The sequence below is a fragment of the Streptomyces sp. NPDC020965 genome (genome assembly GCF_044333555.1).
Lineage (GTDB): Bacteria > Actinomycetota > Actinomycetes > Streptomycetales > Streptomycetaceae > Streptomyces.
The window spans coordinates 703,396-720,375 of the sequence record NZ_JBIRRE010000003.1 but is presented as its reverse complement, the minus strand read 5'-3'; the positions used below and the strand labels follow the sequence as shown (position 1 = coordinate 720,375).

Below are 16,980 nucleotides of genomic sequence, written 5' to 3'. Positions count from 1 at the left end.
ACACGGTGTGGTAATGGACCGTGACCGTACGGACGGGAGTCGGGGCCCCTGGCGCCCCACCGGCCCCCGATCGTCACGGAGCGCGGTCGGGATGGGTCGCGATCCGGACGGATTCCGATTCGGCGGGCGGATTCCGGGGCGGGTTCCGGTGCCGGCGATCGTCACCCAACCGTTGCCCCGGCCGCGGCCGGGGGGCCCGATCAGGGGATGGTGAGAGGCGGGGGCGCGGTCAGGGGGCGGCTGGAGGCGGGGGCGCGGTCAGGGGGCGGCGACCGCGGAGACGCCCTTGGCGCCCGGGCCCGTGAGACTGAGCCCCTGGTCCTGGAGTTTGTACTCCACCTGCCCCTTGAGGACCTGACGCAGATGGGCCTCCACCTGTCCCGCCGTCCCCGCGCACATCATCCGGCTGGTGGTGAGCGAGCCGAAGGTGATCTTCGATCCGTCGACCTTCGCGGTGGCGGTGAACGTGTTGCACCCGAGATTGCCCCGGACCGAACCGTCCTTGCCGAGGGTGAGCCGCGCGTTCTTCTCCGTACCGGCCGGCATGGCGTTCGCCACATCTCCGACGAGCAGTGAATTCACCTGCCAATTGGTGCCGATGAGCGGGGCCGGCTCCGCGGCGGTGAGCCCGATCGAGTCCCCCTTGGCGGTGGTCAGAGTGAGCTTCTTGTCGGCCAGGGTCGCCTTGAGTTTTCCGGTCAGGGCGTCGCGGAGGGTGTTCTCGAACTTCTGGATGGGTCCCGCGCACGCGATCTCGGTCATCTCGCCGGGGCCCAGGGTGACGGTGGCCCCGTCGATCGTGGCGGTGGACCCGAACTGGTTGCAGCCGTAGTTGCCCTGGGCACGGCCCTTCTCGGTGATCTCGAAGTGCGCCCCGGCCGGGGCGGCGGACTTCTTGCCGCCGGCGGTCAGGCTGTCGACGGACCAGCGCACGCCGGTGAGCGGCAGATCGGTCGTGACCGCCGTGCCGCCTTCGCCGTCGGACGCGGAATCCGATCCGGAGCTCTTCTCACTGCCGCAGGCGGCGAGCGCGAGGAGGGCCAGAACGGTGACGGGAACGCTCAGCTCGATACGCATACCCCTGGGACGGGGCAGCCGGGGGTCCGGTTCCCGGTCTTCCGCTTCCCGCTCCACCGGGCGTTCGGTACGCCGGATTCGGGCGGGTTCGGTCAACTTCAGCAGGACGACCGGGCGACCGGGCGACCGGACAGACGAGACGGCTGGGCGGCTGGGCGGCTGGGCGGCGGGACACAGTCGGGGGCCGTCCGGGCCGGTGCCCGGGGCGGTGCCGTCAGCCCAGGATCGGCAGCAGCGCGGCCAGATCGGCCCGTTCGCCGCTCGCGCTGACCTTCGCCGCGTCGAGCGCCTCGGCCCACCCCGTACGCCCGGTGGCGAGCCGGACCCAGGTCAGCGGGTCGATCTCCACCACATTGGGCGGCGTGCCACGGGTGTGCCGGGGCCCCTCGACGCACTGCACCACCGCGTACGGCGGCACCCGCACCTCGACCGAGCCGCCGGGGGCCTTCACCGCGAGGGCGTCGGCGAGCAGCCGGGTGCAGGCGGCGAGCGCCTGGCGGTCGTACGGGACGGCAAGCCCGGTCGCGTCGTTGAGGTCGTCGGTGTGGACGACGAGTTCGACGGCGCGGGTGACCAGGAAGTCACCGACGCTCATGGCGCCGACCCGGGTCGGCATCAGCCGCTCGTCCGGGACGCCGGTGAGCGCATCGGCCATCGCATCGGCCGCCCGGGTGAAGAGTTCGCCGGCCGCGCCCCCCGCCGCCAGCGCGCGGGTGTCGGCGTCGACCGCGCCGGCCGCCGCCGCCGTGGCGAACGGCCACTCCAGCAGCGTGACCTCTCGCACCGGAGGCTCCGGCAGGGTGACATTGCGGGCCACGGTCCCGACGACCATGGACAGGTGCGCGACCAGTTCGCGTACGGTCCACTCGCCGAGCCGGGTCGGCAGCGCCAACTGCCCGGGAGTGAGCGCCCCGACCGCCTTCCGTACGTGGTCGGACTGGGCGAGCACGGCCGTACGGGTCCGGGCGGGGTCGTAGCTGCGGGTGCGCTTCTTGGCCGGATGCATGGTGTCGAGACTAGTCAGTGACGGTGAGGCGGAGCGCCTCATTTTCCCCGGCCGCGGAGTCCCCCGGCGGCTGTGTCTCGGTGGACTCATCGCCCACGGTGAAGGTCTCGCCGTTCGCCGGGATGCCGATGCCCCGCCAGCGGAAGGGGATGCCCCGCGCGGTGTCCAGATCGGGGCCGTCCATGAGTTGGAAGTGGATGTGCGGCTCGGTGGAGTTGCCGGAGTTGCCGCAGCGGGCGATGGGCTGGCCGGCGGTGACCCGGTCGCCCGCCCTGACCTGGAGGGAGCCGCGCTGGACATGTGCGTACATCGCGTACGTACCGTCCCCGAGGTCGAGGACGACGGTGTTGCCGACGACCCGCGATGCGCCGACCATCTCCCGGAACTGCCCCTCCAGCAACAGCAGATAGGCCAGCATCGGGAGGGAACTGCGGCTCAAATGGTCGCGCTGGCGGTCGGTCGCGCGGACGACGGTGCCGTCGGCGACGGCGAGCAGCGGGGCACCGAAGGCCGGGTAGGCGCTGCTGGGCCGGACCAGGGGCCACAGCCAGGAGAAACCGGGCCGCTCACGGTCGGCACCGGCCGCGCCCGAACCGGAGCCGGACTCCGCGACGATGTCGATGGCGAAGCTCTGGCCGTAACCGTGGGTGCCGTGGCTGGGGATCTTGTCGGCCGGGCTGTTGAGCGCGGTCCAGCGACCCAGGACCGGGGCGTCCACCTCGACCGTGGCCGCACGCCGCTCAGGCGTGAGGTCCTTGGTCGCAGCGCGGTGCATCACCTGGGCGACGACGGCCGCCAGCACCGCGGGCGCGAAGACCCAGAACAGGTCGAACGGCAGATCGACCGGGAAGCTCACGACGACCAGCGTGGTGAAGGTGATCCAGCTCAGCCGATAGAGGATCATCAGCGCTTTTCGGTTCCGTACGGACATCGCCGTATCCCCCTTCGTACGGTGGTGGTGGCTCCGGCCGGTCGTGCCGAGCCCGTCCAGCCTAACCACGTGTAGGGAGAAACGACCGAGCCCCCGGCCGGTGGACGGCGGGGGCTCGGTCAGGGATGTCCTGACACCGTGCGGGTCAGACCAGCAGACCCGGGATGGTCTCCTCGTGGGCCGTGCGCAGCTCGCTCAGGGAGATGGAGAACTGGCCCTGGATCTCGACCTCGGCACCGTCCACCACACCGATCCGGGTCGCGGGCAGACCCCGCGCCCCGCACATGTCGGTGAAGCGCAACTCCTCGCTCCGCGGCACCGAGACGACCGCGCGCCCCGCCGACTCGCTGAGCAGGAAGGTGAAGGCGTCCGGACCGCCGTCCGGGACGATCAGCCGGGCGCCCTTGCCGCCGTGCAGACAGGACTCCACGACCGCCTGGATCAGACCGCCGTCCGAGAGGTCGTGCGCCGCGTCGATCATCCCGTCGCGGGAGGCCGCGATCAGGATCTCGGCGAGCAGCCGCTCGCGCTCCAGGTCCACCTTGGGGGGAAGCCCGCCGAGGTGGTCATGGATCACCTGCGACCAGGCGGAGCCGCCGAATTCTTCCGCCGTCTCCCCGAGGAGGTAGAGCAACTGCCCCTCCTCGGCGAACGCGATCGGCGTACGACGGTTGACGTCGTCGATCACACCGAGCACCGCGACGACGGGCGTCGGGTGGATGGCGATGTCACCGGTCTGGTTGTAGAGCGACACATTGCCGCCGGTGACCGGAGTACCGAGCTGGAGACAGGCGTCCGCCAGACCACGGGTGGCCTCCGCGAACTGCCACATCACGTCCGGGTCCTCGGGGGAGCCGAAGTTCAGACAGTCGGAGACCGCCAGCGGCTTGGCACCGGAGGCGGCGACATTGCGGTACGACTCCGCCAGCGCGAGCTGGGCACCCGCGTACGGGTCGAGCTTCGTGTACCGGCCGTTGCCGTCCGTCGCCATGGCCACGCCCAGGTTCGACTCCTCGTCGATCCGGACCATGCCCGCGTCCTCGGGCTGCGCCAGCACGGTGTTGCCCTGCACGAAACGGTCGTACTGGTCCGTGATCCACGCCTTCGACGCCTGGTTCGGCGAGGCGACCAGCCGCAGCACCTGCTCACGCAGCTCCGCACCGGTCGTCGGCCGGGGCAGCTTGTTCGCGTCGTCGGCCTGGAGCGCGTCCTGCCACTCGGGACGGGCGTACGGGCGGTGGTAGACCGGGCCCTCGTGGGCGACGGTACGCGGCGGCACATCCACGATCTGCTCGCCGCGCCAGAAGATCTCCAGCCGCTCGCCCTCGGTGACCTCACCGATGACGGTCGCGATGACGTCCCACTTCTCGCAGATCTCCAGGAACCGGGCGACCTTGTCGGGCTCGACGATCGCGCACATGCGTTCCTGCGACTCGCTCATGAGGATTTCCTCGGGCGAGAGGGACGCGTCCCGCAGCGGCACCGTGTCCAGCTCCACGCGCATTCCGCCCGAACCGGCGCTCGCCAGCTCGGAGGTCGCGCAGGAGAGACCGGCGCCGCCGAGGTCCTGAATGCCCGCGACCAGCTTCTCCCGGAAGATCTCCAGGGTGCACTCGATGAGGAGCTTCTCCTGGAACGGGTCGCCGACCTGGACGGCCGGCCGCTTGGCCGGTCCCGTCGAATCGAAGGTCTCGGACGCCAGCACCGACACGCCGCCGATGCCGTCGCCGCCCGTGCGGGCGCCGTAGAGGATGACCTTGTTGCCGGGGCCCGACGCCTGCGCGAGATGGATGTCCTCGTGCTTCATCACCCCGATGCAGCCCGCGTTGACCAGCGGGTTGCCCTGGTAGCAGGAGTCGAAGACGACCTCGCCGCCGATGTTCGGCAGGCCCAGGCAGTTCCCGTAGCCGCCGATACCGGCGACGACACCGGGCAGCACCCGCTTGGTGTCCGGGTGGTCGGCCGCACCGAACCGCAGCGGGTCCACGACGGCGATCGGGCGGGCACCCATCGCCAGGATGTCCCGGACGATCCCGCCGATGCCGGTGGCCGCGCCCTGGTAGGGCTCGATGTACGAGGGGTGGTTGTGCGACTCGACCTTGAAGGTGACCGCGTACCCCTGGCCGACGTCCACGACGCCCGCGTTCTCGCCGATCCCGACGAGGAGGGCGTCGTTCTCGGGGGCCTTCTCACCGAACTGCTTGAGATGGACCTTGCTGGATTTGTACGAGCAGTGCTCGGACCACATGACCGAGTACATCGCCAGCTCGGCACCGGTCGGACGGCGGCCGAGGATCTCCCGGATCCGCGCGTACTCGTCCTGCTTGAGGCCGAGTTCGGCCCACGGCTGCTCGGCGTCGGGCGTCCCGCCTGCGTTCTTGACGGTGTCCAGGGTCACGCTCGGTCGCTCCTTCGCGCACAGTGATTCAGATCTCGCGAGCCAGCGCGCTCGGTCGCTCCCTCGGCTGCTCCGGCATCCAGGGTCACGCTCGGTCGCTCCTTCGCGCACGGTGATTCAGTTCTCGCGAGCCAGCGCGCTCGGCCGTACCGGCATCGAGGCTCATACCGTGACCAGCTTCTTGACGATCGAGGTGAAGAACGCCAGACCGTCGGTGCGGCCGGTGCCGATCAGGGGCTCCACGGCGTGCTCGGGGTGCGGCATCAGACCGACGACATTGCCCTCGGCGTTGGTGATCCCGGCGATGTCCCGCAGCGAGCCGTTCGGGTTGGTGTCGAGGTAGCGGAAGGCGACGCGGCCCTCGGCCTCCAGCTCGTCCAGCACCCGCTCGGCGGCGACATAGCGGCCGTCGATGTTCTTGAGGGGTACGGAGATCTCCTGCCCCGCCTCGTAATCGGCGGTCCAGGCGGTTTCCGCGTTCTCCACCCGCAGCTTCTGGTCACGGCAGATGAAGTGCAGATGGTTGTTGCGCAGCATGGCGCCCGGCAGCAGATGCGACTCGGTGAGGATCTGGAAGCCGTTGCAGATGCCGAGTACCGGCAGCCCTCCCCTGGCCCCCTCGATGATGGTCTCCATCACCGGCGAGAAGCGGGAAATGGCGCCGGCGCGCAGATAGTCGCCGTAGGAGAATCCTCCGGCGAGGATCACGGCGTCGACCTGCTTGATGTCCTTGTCACGGTGCCAGAGCGACACGGGTTCGGCGCCCGCGAGCCGCACGGCCCGCAGACTGTCCCGGTCGTCCAGCGTGCCGGGGAAGGTGACGACTCCGATACGAGTGGTCACGATTCCACCTTGACGACGAAGTCCTCGATGACGGTGTTGGCGAGGAACGTTTCGGCCATCTCATGGATGCGGGCGAGGGCGGCGTCGTCGACCGGTCCCTCCACCTCCAGCTCGAAGCGCTTTCCCTGACGTACGTCCGCGATACCGTCGAATCCGAGGCGGGGCAGCGCTCGCTGCACCGCCTGTCCTTGCGGGTCGAGGATCTCGGGCTTGAGCATGACGTCGACTACGACGCGTGCCACGGGCACTCCCGGTGATGTGGTGCGAAGGCGGTTCCCTCAGCGTACCCGCCCGGAGAATCTACTCGCGTAGATATGGGCGCATATAGGGCGCCATCGTGAGGGAACGCCCCGGGTAACGCGCAGCAAAAATCACGGGAAAACATCCCTCGCATCATTGCCCAGGACACGCGGATGTAATTGAGTGGGCTTCACAATGCTCCGTCGAGCGCTGTACAAAGGAATACAGAGGAAAGCAGCTTTGACCCTCGACAGCCGGAAAGCCGGTATCGCCGCATGTCAGAACGCATGGCACGGCGCTGCCGCGGGAAAGGACCGATATCCGTGGCTCAGCGAGTAGTGGTCGCGCTCTTCGATGACATCGACGGCGGCGAAGCGACGGAAACGGTCAGGTTCGCCCTGGACGGGAAGTCGTACGAGATCGACCTCAATCCTGCCAATGCAAAGAAACTGCGCAAGGGTCTGGCCCCGTACATGGCGGCCGGTCGAAAGCAGACCGGCACCGGGCGGCGCGGTCGACCCGCGGTCGCGTACACGCACACCGCCCTGGAACCCGCCCCTGCCGCCGTCCGCGCCTGGGCGCTCTCCCACAAGATGGACGTGCCGGCGCGGGGCCGGATCCCCAAGGCCGTCTACGCGGCGTTCCGCGAGGCGAGTTGAGCGTCGGGGCCGACGGCCGCCCGTCGATCCCGAGTTGCACTGCACCCCCCACGATCGGCTAGAGTCTGTCTCACGCCGAAGGGCAAGGCCGAAAGGCCCCACCTCAGCAGCGTGCGGGTGTAGTTCAGTAGTAGAACATCCTCCTTCCAGGAGGAAGGCGCAGTGTGCAATTCCTGTCACCCGCTCTCATCTCTTTACCAGCCACACGTATGGATCAGGTAGAGTGATGGTCGCACCGCCCAGTGAAAGCTGAGGCGGAGGCAATGCGGACGTAGCTCAGTTGGTAGAGCGCAACCTTGCCAAGGTTGAGGTCGCCAGTTCGAACCTGGTCGTCCGCTCAGTTGAAGGCCCCGATTCTCTTGAGAATCGGGGCCTTCGTCATGCCCGCCGTCGCCGTCACCGCCCGCCATGGGGTTCCCGCTCCCATGACATTTGTCATCGCGGCCGGTGACAGCCCGCACTGCTCACGGCCGCCGCTCGGCGGAAGGCTGAAGGCATGACCACAGACCAGTACGTGATCACGGTGGACGATCTGCGGCGGCGGTACACCGGCGGCTTCGAGGCTGTGAGCGGCGTCACCTTCGCCGTTCCACGCGGGGAGATCTTCGCCCTGCTCGGGACGAACGGCGCCGGGAAGACCTCCACCGTCGAGCTGCTGGAGGGGCTCGCCACCCCCAGCGGCGGCACGGTCCGGGTGCTCGGCCACGATCCGTACCGGGAACGGGCCGCCGTCCGCCCCCGGATCGGGGTGATGCTCCAGGAGGGCGGCTTCCCCTCCGACCTGACGGTGGCCGAGACCGCCCGGATGTGGGCGGGCTGCACCAGCCGGGCCCGGCCGGTGGGCGAGGCGCTGGAGCTGGTGGGCCTCGGCGAACGCTCCGGAGTGCGGGTCAAACAGCTCTCCGGCGGTGAGCGGCGGCGGCTCGACCTGGCGCTGGCCCTCCTCGGCCGGCCCGAGGTGCTCTTCCTCGACGAACCGACGACCGGCCTGGACGCGGAAGGCCGCCGGGACACCTGGGACTTGGTACGGGCGCTCCGCGACCACGGCACCACCATCCTGCTGACCACGCACTACCTGGAGGAGGCGGAATCGCTCGCCGACCGGCTGGCGATCATGCACCGGGGGCGGATCGTGACCACCGGCACCCCGGCCGATGTGACGGCGTCCCAGCCCTCCCGTATCCGCTTCACGCTGCCCCAGGGGATCCCGGCCGGCCGGCTGCCGCTCTCGCTGCGGGCCGGCGCGGACGGGCGCCGGGTCGAGATCCGGACCCGGGAGCTCCAGGAGTCGCTGGAGGAACTGCTCCGGTGGGCGCGGGAGTCGCACGTACGGCTGGACGACCTGGACGCACGGTCGGCGTCGCTGGAGGAAGCGTTCCTGGAGATCGCTCGGACCGACTCGGACATGGCGGGTGTGTGAGATGACGACATCGGTGGCGAAGACACGTCCTACGCAGACGGCGGGGACGATCACGCGGGGGACATCGGCGGCGGGACGGCTGGGGGCGCTCGGACGGGCCGAGGTGACCCTCCTCGTACGGAACCGGACGGCGCTCTCGGTGGCGCTGTTCTTCCCCGTACTGATGGTGGTGGTGGCGAAGTCCACGCTAGAGGAGATGGATCTCGGCAAGGTCGGGATGAACGTCGGCGAGGCGATGGTGACCGGCGGGATCGGGATGGTCCTCCTGCTGGTCGTCCACCTCAACCTGGTCTCGGCGTATGTGGCACGGCGCGAGGAGCTGGTGCTCAAGCGGCTGCGTACGGGCGAACTGTCGGACCGGGAGATCCTCATCGGGACCGCGCTGCCGGCCGCCGGGCTGGCGGTCGCGCAGTGTGCGGTGCTGATGGCGGCGGGGATCGCGTTCCTGGATGTGGGGGCGCCCGCACGGCCGGATCTGCTGATCGCGGGGATCGGCGCCGGGCTGGTGGTCCTGACGGCGCTGGCGGCGGTCACGGCCGCCGTGACCCGTACCGTGGAGAGCGCGCAGATCACCACCATGCCGATGTTCATGCTCTCGGTGGGCGGCTCCGGGCTGCTCATCCCGCTGGAGATGATGCCCGACACGGTGGCGTCGGTCTGCGAACTGCTGCCGATGACCGGCATCACGACCCTCGTCCGGGCCGGCTGGCTGGGCGGCGCGGACGGCGGGGACGTGACGACCGCCGCCGTGACCGCGCTGGTCTGGGCCGGGATCTCCGTCTTCGCCGTCCAGCGGTGGTTCCGCTGGGAGCCGCGGCGCTGAACATGCCGGGGGTACGGGCGTGGGTGTGGGTGTGGCGATTGTTGTCGGGATCCGCTGAGGGCTGGAGTCGAAGTGCGGGTGAAGGGCTGGAGCGGGCGCAGCAGGCTGGCCAAGGTGGATCTGTACACCCGAGGCACCCTGTACGCGATCGAATGGGTCTGCTGCCTCGTCCTGCTGCTGACCCTCGTCACCTGGCCCACGCGGACGGCTGTCCCGGTGGCCCTGGCCGTCGCCGCGCCGCTGCTCGTCATCGCGGAATGGGTCGTCTGCGCCCGCTTCATGCGGCGTGCGATGGACGCCTATCTGGGGCGGGGCGAGGTGTCCCGGAGGCTGATCGTCGCGGCGGCGGGAATCACCGCGGCGACGACGGTGGTCGTCCTGGTGGCGGCGTCGGCGTTCGCCGAGGACCCCAGGGACACCGGGGACGGCCTGCCGGCACTGTTGCTGGCGCTGACACCGTTCCTGCTCGCCTACAGCCTGCTGGCCTCCCTCCGGATCGTCGCGCTGGTGCAGCTCACCATGTTGGTCGCGGTGTCGGCCGGTCTTGCGGTGCTGGGCGGGGTGACCGGCGTCGAGGTGCTGGTCTTCGTGCTCACGGGGGCGCTGGTGATCGGGTGGACGACGTTCACCGTCCGGGTCTCCATGTGGATGCTGGCGGTGATGTGGGAGCTGCACGAGGCCCGCGATGTCCAGGCCCGGCTGGCGGTGGCCGAGGAGCGGCTGCGTTTCGGGCGGGACCTGCACGACGTCCTGGGCCGCAATCTCGCCGTCATCGCGCTGAAGAGCGAACTGGCGGTCCAGCTCGCCCGGCGCGAGCGCCCGGAGGCGGTCGACCAGATGATCGAGGTGCAGCGCATCGCCCGGGAGTCGCAGCGCGAGGTGCGGGACGTGGTGCGCGGCTACCGCGCGGCGGATCTACGGGTGGAGCTGGAGGGCGCCCGAGGGGTGCTGGACGCGGCCGGGATCGACTGTTCGCTCTCCCCGGGCGACGGCGAGCTGCCGCGCGAGGTCCAGTCGGCGCTGGCGTGGGTGGTCCGGGAGGCCACGACGAACGTGCTGCGCCACGGGGACGCCCGGCGCTGCGCGATCTCGGTGGTGCGCGCGGCCGGCACGGTGGTGCTGACCGTCGAGAACGACGGCGCCGGCGAGGAGGACACCGCCGGGGGTGTCGCCGGGGGCGGGTCGGGCCTCGCGGGCCTGCGGGAACGGCTCTCCGCGGTGCACGGCACGCTGGAGGCGGGCCGTCGGCGGGCCGGACTCTTCCGGCTGACGGCCAGGGTCCCGCTGGATCCGCTCCATCCGTTGGACGGGCGGGATCCGCTGGCGGAGGGCGGGGAGCGGGCGGGGGTACGGGAGCGAGAGCGGGACCCGGAGGCGTCGCCGACCGTACCGGAGCGCCCGGGACCGGGACCGAGGTCGGGGTGCGCGGCAGGACCGGGGGGCGCGGGTGTCGGCGCCGTGCCGGACGGTGCTGGACGGGATGGTGGCGTACGGGATGGTGGCGTACCGGGCGGTGGCGATGGTCGGTACGGTCGCTCCGGCGGGACGGGTGATCCCGACGGAGCGCACGGTGCCGATGGTCCCGAAGACACTGACGGTCCCGACGGAATGGCCGGGACGGACACCCGGCCGGCCGTGGCACCGCGCCGTACCGGGACGGACGCCGCACACGACGGGGAGGGGACGGCATGACCGTACGCGTACTGCTCGCCGACGACGAGCATCTGATCCGGGGCGCGCTGGCCGCGCTGCTCGGGCTGGAAGACGATCTCGTGGTGGTGGCGGAGGCGGCGTCCGGCACCGAGGCGCTCGCCATGGCGCGGGCGCACCGACCCGACGTCGCGGTCCTCGATCTCCAGATGCCGGGTCCTGACGGTGTGAGCGTGGCCACATCCCTCCGCGCCGAACTGCCCGGATGCCGGACGATGATCGTCACCAGTCACGGCTTGCCGGGGCACCTCAAACGAGCACTCGCGGCCGGTGTGCGCGGGTTTGTCCCCAAGACCGTGAGCGCTCAGCGGCTCGCCGAGATCATCCGTACCGTCCACGCCGGACACCGTTATGTCGACCCGGAGTTGGCGGCGGACGCGATCTCGGCCGGGGACTCCCCGCTGACCGCCCGCGAGGCGGAGGTGCTGGAACTAGCGGCGGACGGCGCACCCGTCGCGGAGATCGCGGAGCGGGCTTCGCTGTCCCAGGGGACCGTACGGAACTATCTGTCGGCGGCCGTCTCCAAGCTGGGCGCGGAGAACCGGCACACGGCGGCCCGTCTCGCGCGGGAGCGGGGTTGGGTATAGTGGGCTGCGCGCCACGGCGCATGCGGACGTAGCTCAGTTGGTAGAGCGCAACCTTGCCAAGGTTGAGGTCGCCAGTTCGAACCTGGTCGTCCGCTCGGTTGAAAGCCCCGGTTCTCCTGAGAACCGGGGCTTTCGTCATGTCCGCCACCACTGCGGCCGGGGGGGCTCCCCGGCCGCACTTGACCGCTACCAGCTACTGCCGGTCAGCAGCTCGTACGCCTCCAGGTACTTCGTCCGGGTCGCGTCCACGATCTCCTGCGGGAGCGCGGGCGGCGGCTGCTCGCTCCGCCGGTCCCAGCCGGACGCGGGCGAGGTCAGCCAGTCCCGTACGTACTGCTTGTCGTACGAGGGCTGGGCGCGGCCCGGCTGCCAGTCGGCGGCGGGCCAGAAGCGGGAGGAGTCCGGGGTCAGCACCTCGTCCGCGATGATCAGCTCTTCGCCGTCGAAGCCGAATTCGAACTTCGTGTCGGCGAGGATGATGCCCCGGTCGCGGGCGATGTCCCGGGCCCGGCCGTAGACGGCAAGGGTCGTCTGGCGCAGCCGGGCGGCGGTCTCCGCGCCGACCTGGCGGGCGACCTCCTCGTAGCTGACGTTCTCGTCGTGGTCGCCGACGGCGGCCTTGGTGGCGGGGGTGAAGATCGGCGCGGGCAGCTCGGAACCGTCGCTCAGCCCCTCGGGGAGCGCGAGACCGCAGACCGTACGGGTCTCGTCGTACTCGGTGAGGCCGGAGCCGGTGAGATAGCCGCGGGCGACGCACTCCACCGGGATCATCCGCAGCGACTTGCAGACCATGGTGCGGCCCTCCCAGTCGGCGGGGGCGCCCGGCGGGAGTTCGGTGCTGAGGACGTGGTTGGGCACGAGGTCCCGCAGGCGGTCGAACCACCAGAGCGAGAGCTGGGTGAGGACCCGCCCCTTGTCGGGGATCTCGGTGGGCAGGACCCAGTCGTAGGCGGAGATGCGGTCGCTCGCGACCATGACGAGGTCCCCGGCCTCGTTCTGGTACAGCTCGCGCACCTTGCCGGTGTGCAGATGCACCAGGCCCGGCACCTGAAGCGGTTGGGGCTTTTCCACGAATCCGGACACGGCTACTCCCCGTCGATCTGACAACTGGTGTCGATTCTTCCGTATCCGGGGGACGGACGTCGGGGAGGGTCCCCCCGGCGGTGCCGTCAGTCGCGTTTGCAGATGCGGTCGAGGAGGTTGGCGGTCGCCCGCTGGACCCGGGCGTCCACATGGCCGGGGCGGTCGAGCGCCGGGGACCAGGCGAAGGTGCCGGAGGCGAAGACCAGCGCGCCGGACGGGGCGCGGTAGAGCGAGGTCTCCTGGTGCCGGACGACACCGTCCCCGTCCTTGTACGGGGAGTGGGCGAGCAGGATGCGGCCCTGGTGCTCCGGGAGCGAGATGCGCGGGAAGTAGCGGTCGGCCTCGCCCGCGACCAGTCCGGGCAGCTCGTCGCCCTCGCCCGCACCGGACGCCTCCCAGAGCCAGTGGTTGGCGTTCCGGACGACCAGGGGGTGCGGTTCGGGGACCCGGCCCGCGTACTGGATGCCGAGGAGCTGCTGCTCGGCACGGTCGACCTCGCGCCAGAGCGTGGGTTTGCCGGGGCCGCGCCGTTTGCGGCAGGTGAGCAGCCGGGCGGGCACTCCGGAGGGCGACGGGCCCAGCTCCACCTGCCAGTACATGGTGTTGGCCGAGAGGAAGACGAGCGAGGTGCCGTGGGCGCGGGCGGCCTCGGCGGTCCGGCGCATGGGGGCCGACCAGTACTCGTCGTGGCCGGGGAAGACGAGCCCCCGGTAGCGGGTGGGGTCGATCCGGCCGGCGTGCAGATCGCTGGTGTCGGCGTAGGCGAGGTCATAGCCGTACCGCTCGGCCCAGCGGATGAAATCGTAGGCGTGGCCGACGTGCAGGGGCAGTCCGGAGCCCGCGTACGGCCGGTCGAAGGAGACGGTGACGGCCGCGTCCCCGTCGCCGAGGAGCCGGCCCGCGTCGTCCCAGGCGTGGTAGAGGCTGGCGCCGGTGCGACCGTCCTCCGGATAGAGGTTGTACGCCTGCCAGGTGATGTCCGGGAGGAGCAGGAGCAGGTCGGCGGAGCGGTCGTCGCGGATGGTGAAGGGGATGTGGGAGCGGTAGCCGTCGACGGTGGTGAGGACGGCGACATAGGCGCCGATCGCCCAGTACGACGGGATCTGGAGCCGCCAGGAGAGCCACCAGTGGTGGCAGGAGACCGTGCGGTCGGCGGCGAGCGGGGGCGGCTGGACGATGCCGGAGAGCCGGGGGCTGGTGGTGATCTTCGAGGCGCCGTGGCCCGCGTAGTGGCCGATGCGGTAGATGTCGACCGAGAACTGTTGGGGCGGGTCCACCGTGATGTGGAAGTCGATCGCCTCACCGGGGGCGACCGTGCCGGTCGACGCGAAGCCCTTGATCTGCAGACGGAGGTCGTCGGCGGTGCGGGGGCCGCGGGTGCCCGCGCCGCAGTCGGGGTCGGCGTACCAGGGGACGACCTTGCCGCTGGCGTCCAGGTAGTGCTCACTGCCGCGCAGCCAGGGGAGCGGGCCCTGCCCGAAGGGGTCCGAAACGGCGTGGGCGAGAGCACCCGATTCCCATCGCCGGATGTGCTCGTCCCCCATATGCCCCCCTCGGTCTCCCCGGACAACGCTGGTGCAGAACGCTCGGCACCTATCCCCAGCACATCACATAACGCAGCCGTGCCGTCACCCTTCGTCGCGAATTGTTGTGGGTGTGGGCTTCTCGGGTTGACGGTGTTGGTGGGATGGCGGGGATGTGAAGAGGTGGACGGGTCCGTCCACCTCTCCCGGTCCCGCTGCTCCCCCTCCGGGCCCGGGACGGTGGGATGGCGGCGGTACGGGCGGGGGTCCCCGCGGGGGTGCGGCCGAGGGGCCGGGACGGGTCCTCTCACGGCGCCCGGGGGTGCTGGAGGTGCCGTCGGGCGCGACCGCCCACCTGCGCGAGCAAAATCAGACAGAAGGACTACCTGGACGGCACGAGGTGGACGGCAGGAAGCGGCGGCAGGAGACGGGCGGGGGCGGGCGGGCGGCCGGAGACGGGCGGCAGGAGGCGGGTGGGCGCCGTCTCGCGAGACGCGGGGGCGGGGACGAGGGGCGGGGAGGCGGGCGGGGGCGGGCGCGCGGAAGTGGTGAGCGCCGGGCGTGCGGGGGCGCGCTGGACCGGACGACGGGGGCCGGCCCGTGGCCGGGCTACACCAGCCGGACGGGCTTCTCCGGGCGCACGCCCACCGTCGAGAGCCAGAGGCGGAGCGGCCCCGCGTCGCCGTCCTCCGTGAGACCGAGCACCGGGGTCATCAGATCCGCACAGCGCTCCCCGCGGAGCAGCAGGGTCGGGCCGTCGAGCCAGTCGAGGCCGGGCATCGCTCCCGCGGTGTCGACCGCCGCACAGCAGACCATGGCGATGACGTGGTCGGCGAGCAGTTCACGGCCGGTGCGGGGCGGCTGGAGCGGGAAGAGCGGCAGCGGGTCGGCACCCCATCCGTTCAGCGCGTCACCCGGGCTCTTGGCGACCGGTGCCAGCGCGGCCCGCTCACGGACGGCCTCCTCACGGGCGACCGTCGCGCCGATCCCGGCCGCGAGCTGCTCCGCCGCTTCCGGGCCGCCTTCGGAGAGGTGTCCCAGCACCCGGGCGAGCGTCGGGCCGTCAGGTCCGCTGACGGACCGCACGCCGAGATCGTCCAGCACCTGGTGGAGCCTGGCCGCCTCCGTACGCCATTTGCGGTCCACGACCTCCTCCGGATACTGCTGCCAGCCGACCGGTGACCAGTCGACGCCGGTCTCGGCTGGCCCGCCGTGGAAGAGGCGGGCGGCGAGGAGGGACGCGGCCTCGTCGACCGCGCCGGGCTCCTCCAGGAGGTCGCACGCGGGGCGCTCGCCCAGCCGTGAGGTGAAGCCCTCGGCGAGACGGTCGCGGCGGGACAGCTCGGTGAGCGCGGAGACGACGCCCGCGTCGAGCCGGGCGGGCCAGCGGCCCATCCGCCAGGCGGGCAGCGCGACCCTGGTCAGCAGCCGGTCCCAGCCCGCGTAGGCGAGGCCGACCTGCTCCTGGGCGACGATCCGCAGGCCGTAGTCCACGGCCTGGGCGCGCTCGGACGCGGCGGCGGCGACGCCGCGCTCCATCTCGCCCGCATGGGTCTGGCAGGCGTGCAGCAGCAGCCGGGCGATCCGGCCGACGAAACCGAGTGCCACCTTCCGCACGGGGCGTATCGGCCCCTGGACGGGGCCGGCCGCCACCGCGACGGCCGCGTCGAGGCCACGGACGAACCGGCGGGCCGCGGCTATGTCGGGCTGCGCGGACGGCTCGGTCCCGGCGACCACGGGCGCCAGCAGGGCGCGCAGCTCACCGACGCGCATCCACCACAGGAAGGGCGAGCCGATGACGAGCACCGGCGCATCCCCCGTACGCCGGCCGCGCCGGGTGCGTATCGCGTGGGGCAGGGCGTGCGCGGGGTGGGAACGGTCCTCCAGCCAACTGTCGCAGTCGGGGGTGAGCGCCAGCGCCGATGGCGCGGGCACGTCGAGGCGCTCGGCCAGATCCCGCACCAGCCGGTAGAGGTCGGGGGCGGCCCGCTCGGAAAGCTCGACGGTGGGGCTGAGCGCGGGGCTGGCCCGCACGATCACGGCGGTGACCCCGGCTGCGATCAGCAGCACGACGACGGCGAGGACGCCCACGACCCAGCGCGCGCCGTCCCAGCCCGCGCCCCCCAGCCGGCCGGTGGCACCGCCGACGAGCAGCACGACGGCGACGGCCGCCGGCAGGAGGGCGACGCCGAGCGCCCTGCCGCGGATGCGCAGCACGGCCAGTGCCCGTGAGCGCGCTGCCTGCGCGCCGATCGACTCGCCGATACCGATGGCGGACACGGTCGGTCATCACCCCCTCTGCCCTGCGCCGGTGGTCACTCCCCCACTGTGGCACCCGCCACCGACATCGCAATGCCGATGGGCCAAGTGCCGGAATGCCTGCGCCGCACCCTAGTTGGGGTGTGGGCGGGCGTCATCCGGATGGCCCAGTCGTCACCCGATGGAATGGCCTTGGGTCGAGGTGCTGCCGCGGCCGGGGCGGGGGATTGGGCGGTTCCGCGGGGTTTGAACCGTGCGGGGAAGGCCACGGGGCCGAACCTAGGACCCAGCGGCCCCAGAGGCTCCTTAGGCCCCTTGCGGAACTCCGCGCCCTACCGCCCCGCAGGCCCCCCGGCGGCTTCCGTGACCCCCGCCGCTCCCGGCGCTCCCACGCGCGGAGGCCCGGTTCCGCCCGGTCTCC

General features: G+C 71.4%; 14 protein-coding genes and 3 tRNA genes. 8 read left to right on the top strand and 9 right to left on the bottom strand.

Annotation, left to right across the window (positions count from 1 at the left end; genetic code table 11):
* Window positions 1-258: 258 nt before the first annotated feature.
* From ACH4S7_RS13610 to purS, 6 genes are all read right to left on the bottom strand, one after another.
* Complete coding sequence (locus ACH4S7_RS13610; RefSeq protein ID WP_398521290.1) at window positions 259-1,077, bottom strand: META domain-containing protein; 819 nt, start codon at window positions 1,075-1,077, stop codon at window positions 259-261.
* 214 nt (window positions 1,078-1,291) lie between these two features.
* The gene (locus tag ACH4S7_RS13605) at window positions 1,292-2,083 is read right to left on the bottom strand and encodes a sterol carrier family protein (protein ID WP_398521289.1); all 792 of its coding nucleotides are present in this window, start codon (window positions 2,081-2,083) and stop codon (window positions 1,292-1,294) included.
* 10 nt (window positions 2,084-2,093) lie between these two features.
* On the bottom strand, window positions 2,094-3,014 hold the full coding sequence (locus ACH4S7_RS13600; RefSeq protein WP_398521288.1) for a M23 family metallopeptidase: 921 nt from the start codon (window positions 3,012-3,014) through the stop codon (window positions 2,094-2,096).
* A 145-nt stretch (window positions 3,015-3,159) separates the two neighbouring features.
* On the bottom strand, window positions 3,160-5,412 hold the full coding sequence (gene purL / locus ACH4S7_RS13595; RefSeq protein WP_398521287.1) for a phosphoribosylformylglycinamidine synthase subunit PurL: 2,253 nt from the start codon (window positions 5,410-5,412) through the stop codon (window positions 3,160-3,162).
* 162 nt (window positions 5,413-5,574) lie between these two features.
* Window positions 5,575-6,255, bottom strand: a complete 681-nt coding sequence (gene purQ, locus ACH4S7_RS13590) for a phosphoribosylformylglycinamidine synthase subunit PurQ (RefSeq protein WP_398521286.1) — start codon at window positions 6,253-6,255, stop codon at window positions 5,575-5,577.
* The gene (gene purS / locus ACH4S7_RS13585) at window positions 6,252-6,497 is read right to left on the bottom strand and encodes a phosphoribosylformylglycinamidine synthase subunit PurS (RefSeq protein ID WP_215092426.1); all 246 of its coding nucleotides are present in this window, start codon (window positions 6,495-6,497) and stop codon (window positions 6,252-6,254) included. The genes purQ and purS overlap by 4 nt, the downstream gene beginning before the upstream one ends.
* 321 nt (window positions 6,498-6,818) lie before the next feature.
* Here purS and ACH4S7_RS13580 point away from each other — a divergent pair, with 321 nt between their 5' ends.
* From ACH4S7_RS13580 to ACH4S7_RS13545, 8 genes are all read left to right on the top strand, one after another.
* Entirely contained in the window at window positions 6,819-7,154 is a 336-nt protein-coding gene (locus ACH4S7_RS13580) for an Lsr2 family protein (RefSeq protein ID WP_398521285.1), read from the top strand.
* Between the two features lie 113 nt (window positions 7,155-7,267).
* A tRNA-Gly gene (locus ACH4S7_RS13575) sits at window positions 7,268-7,339 on the top strand.
* 80 nt (window positions 7,340-7,419) lie between these two features.
* Window positions 7,420-7,492: transfer RNA gene (locus ACH4S7_RS13570), tRNA-Gly, on the top strand.
* Between the two features lie 158 nt (window positions 7,493-7,650).
* Window positions 7,651-8,574, top strand: coding sequence for an ABC transporter ATP-binding protein (locus ACH4S7_RS13565; protein WP_398521284.1), 924 nt, complete (start codon window positions 7,651-7,653; stop codon window positions 8,572-8,574).
* A gap of 1 nt (window position 8,575) precedes the next feature.
* Window positions 8,576-9,397, top strand: a complete 822-nt coding sequence (locus ACH4S7_RS13560; protein WP_398521283.1) for an ABC transporter permease — start codon at window positions 8,576-8,578, stop codon at window positions 9,395-9,397.
* 114 nt (window positions 9,398-9,511) lie between these two features.
* Window positions 9,512-11,089, top strand: a complete 1,578-nt coding sequence (locus tag ACH4S7_RS13555) for a sensor histidine kinase (protein WP_398521282.1) — start codon at window positions 9,512-9,514, stop codon at window positions 11,087-11,089.
* Window positions 11,086-11,694 (top strand): response regulator transcription factor, encoded by a 609-nt coding sequence (locus tag ACH4S7_RS13550; protein WP_398521281.1) that lies wholly within the window; start codon window positions 11,086-11,088, stop codon window positions 11,692-11,694. Before ACH4S7_RS13555 ends, ACH4S7_RS13550 begins: the two co-directional genes overlap by 4 nt.
* 22 nt (window positions 11,695-11,716) lie before the next feature.
* Window positions 11,717-11,789 (top strand) — tRNA-Gly (locus ACH4S7_RS13545).
* A gap of 91 nt (window positions 11,790-11,880) precedes the next feature.
* On the opposite strand, the gene ACH4S7_RS13540 is transcribed toward ACH4S7_RS13545, so the two are convergent.
* From ACH4S7_RS13540 to ACH4S7_RS13530, 3 genes are all read right to left on the bottom strand, one after another.
* Window positions 11,881-12,777, bottom strand: a complete 897-nt coding sequence (locus tag ACH4S7_RS13540; RefSeq protein WP_398521280.1) for a phosphoribosylaminoimidazolesuccinocarboxamide synthase — start codon at window positions 12,775-12,777, stop codon at window positions 11,881-11,883.
* Between the two features lie 86 nt (window positions 12,778-12,863).
* Window positions 12,864-14,321, bottom strand: a complete 1,458-nt coding sequence (locus ACH4S7_RS13535; protein WP_398521279.1) for a N,N-dimethylformamidase beta subunit family domain-containing protein — start codon at window positions 14,319-14,321, stop codon at window positions 12,864-12,866.
* Between the two features lie 588 nt (window positions 14,322-14,909).
* A complete protein-coding gene (locus ACH4S7_RS13530) occupies window positions 14,910-16,580 on the bottom strand; it encodes a hypothetical protein (protein WP_398521278.1) in 1,671 nt (556 codons plus the stop codon).
* Window positions 16,581-16,980 lie beyond the last annotated feature (400 nt).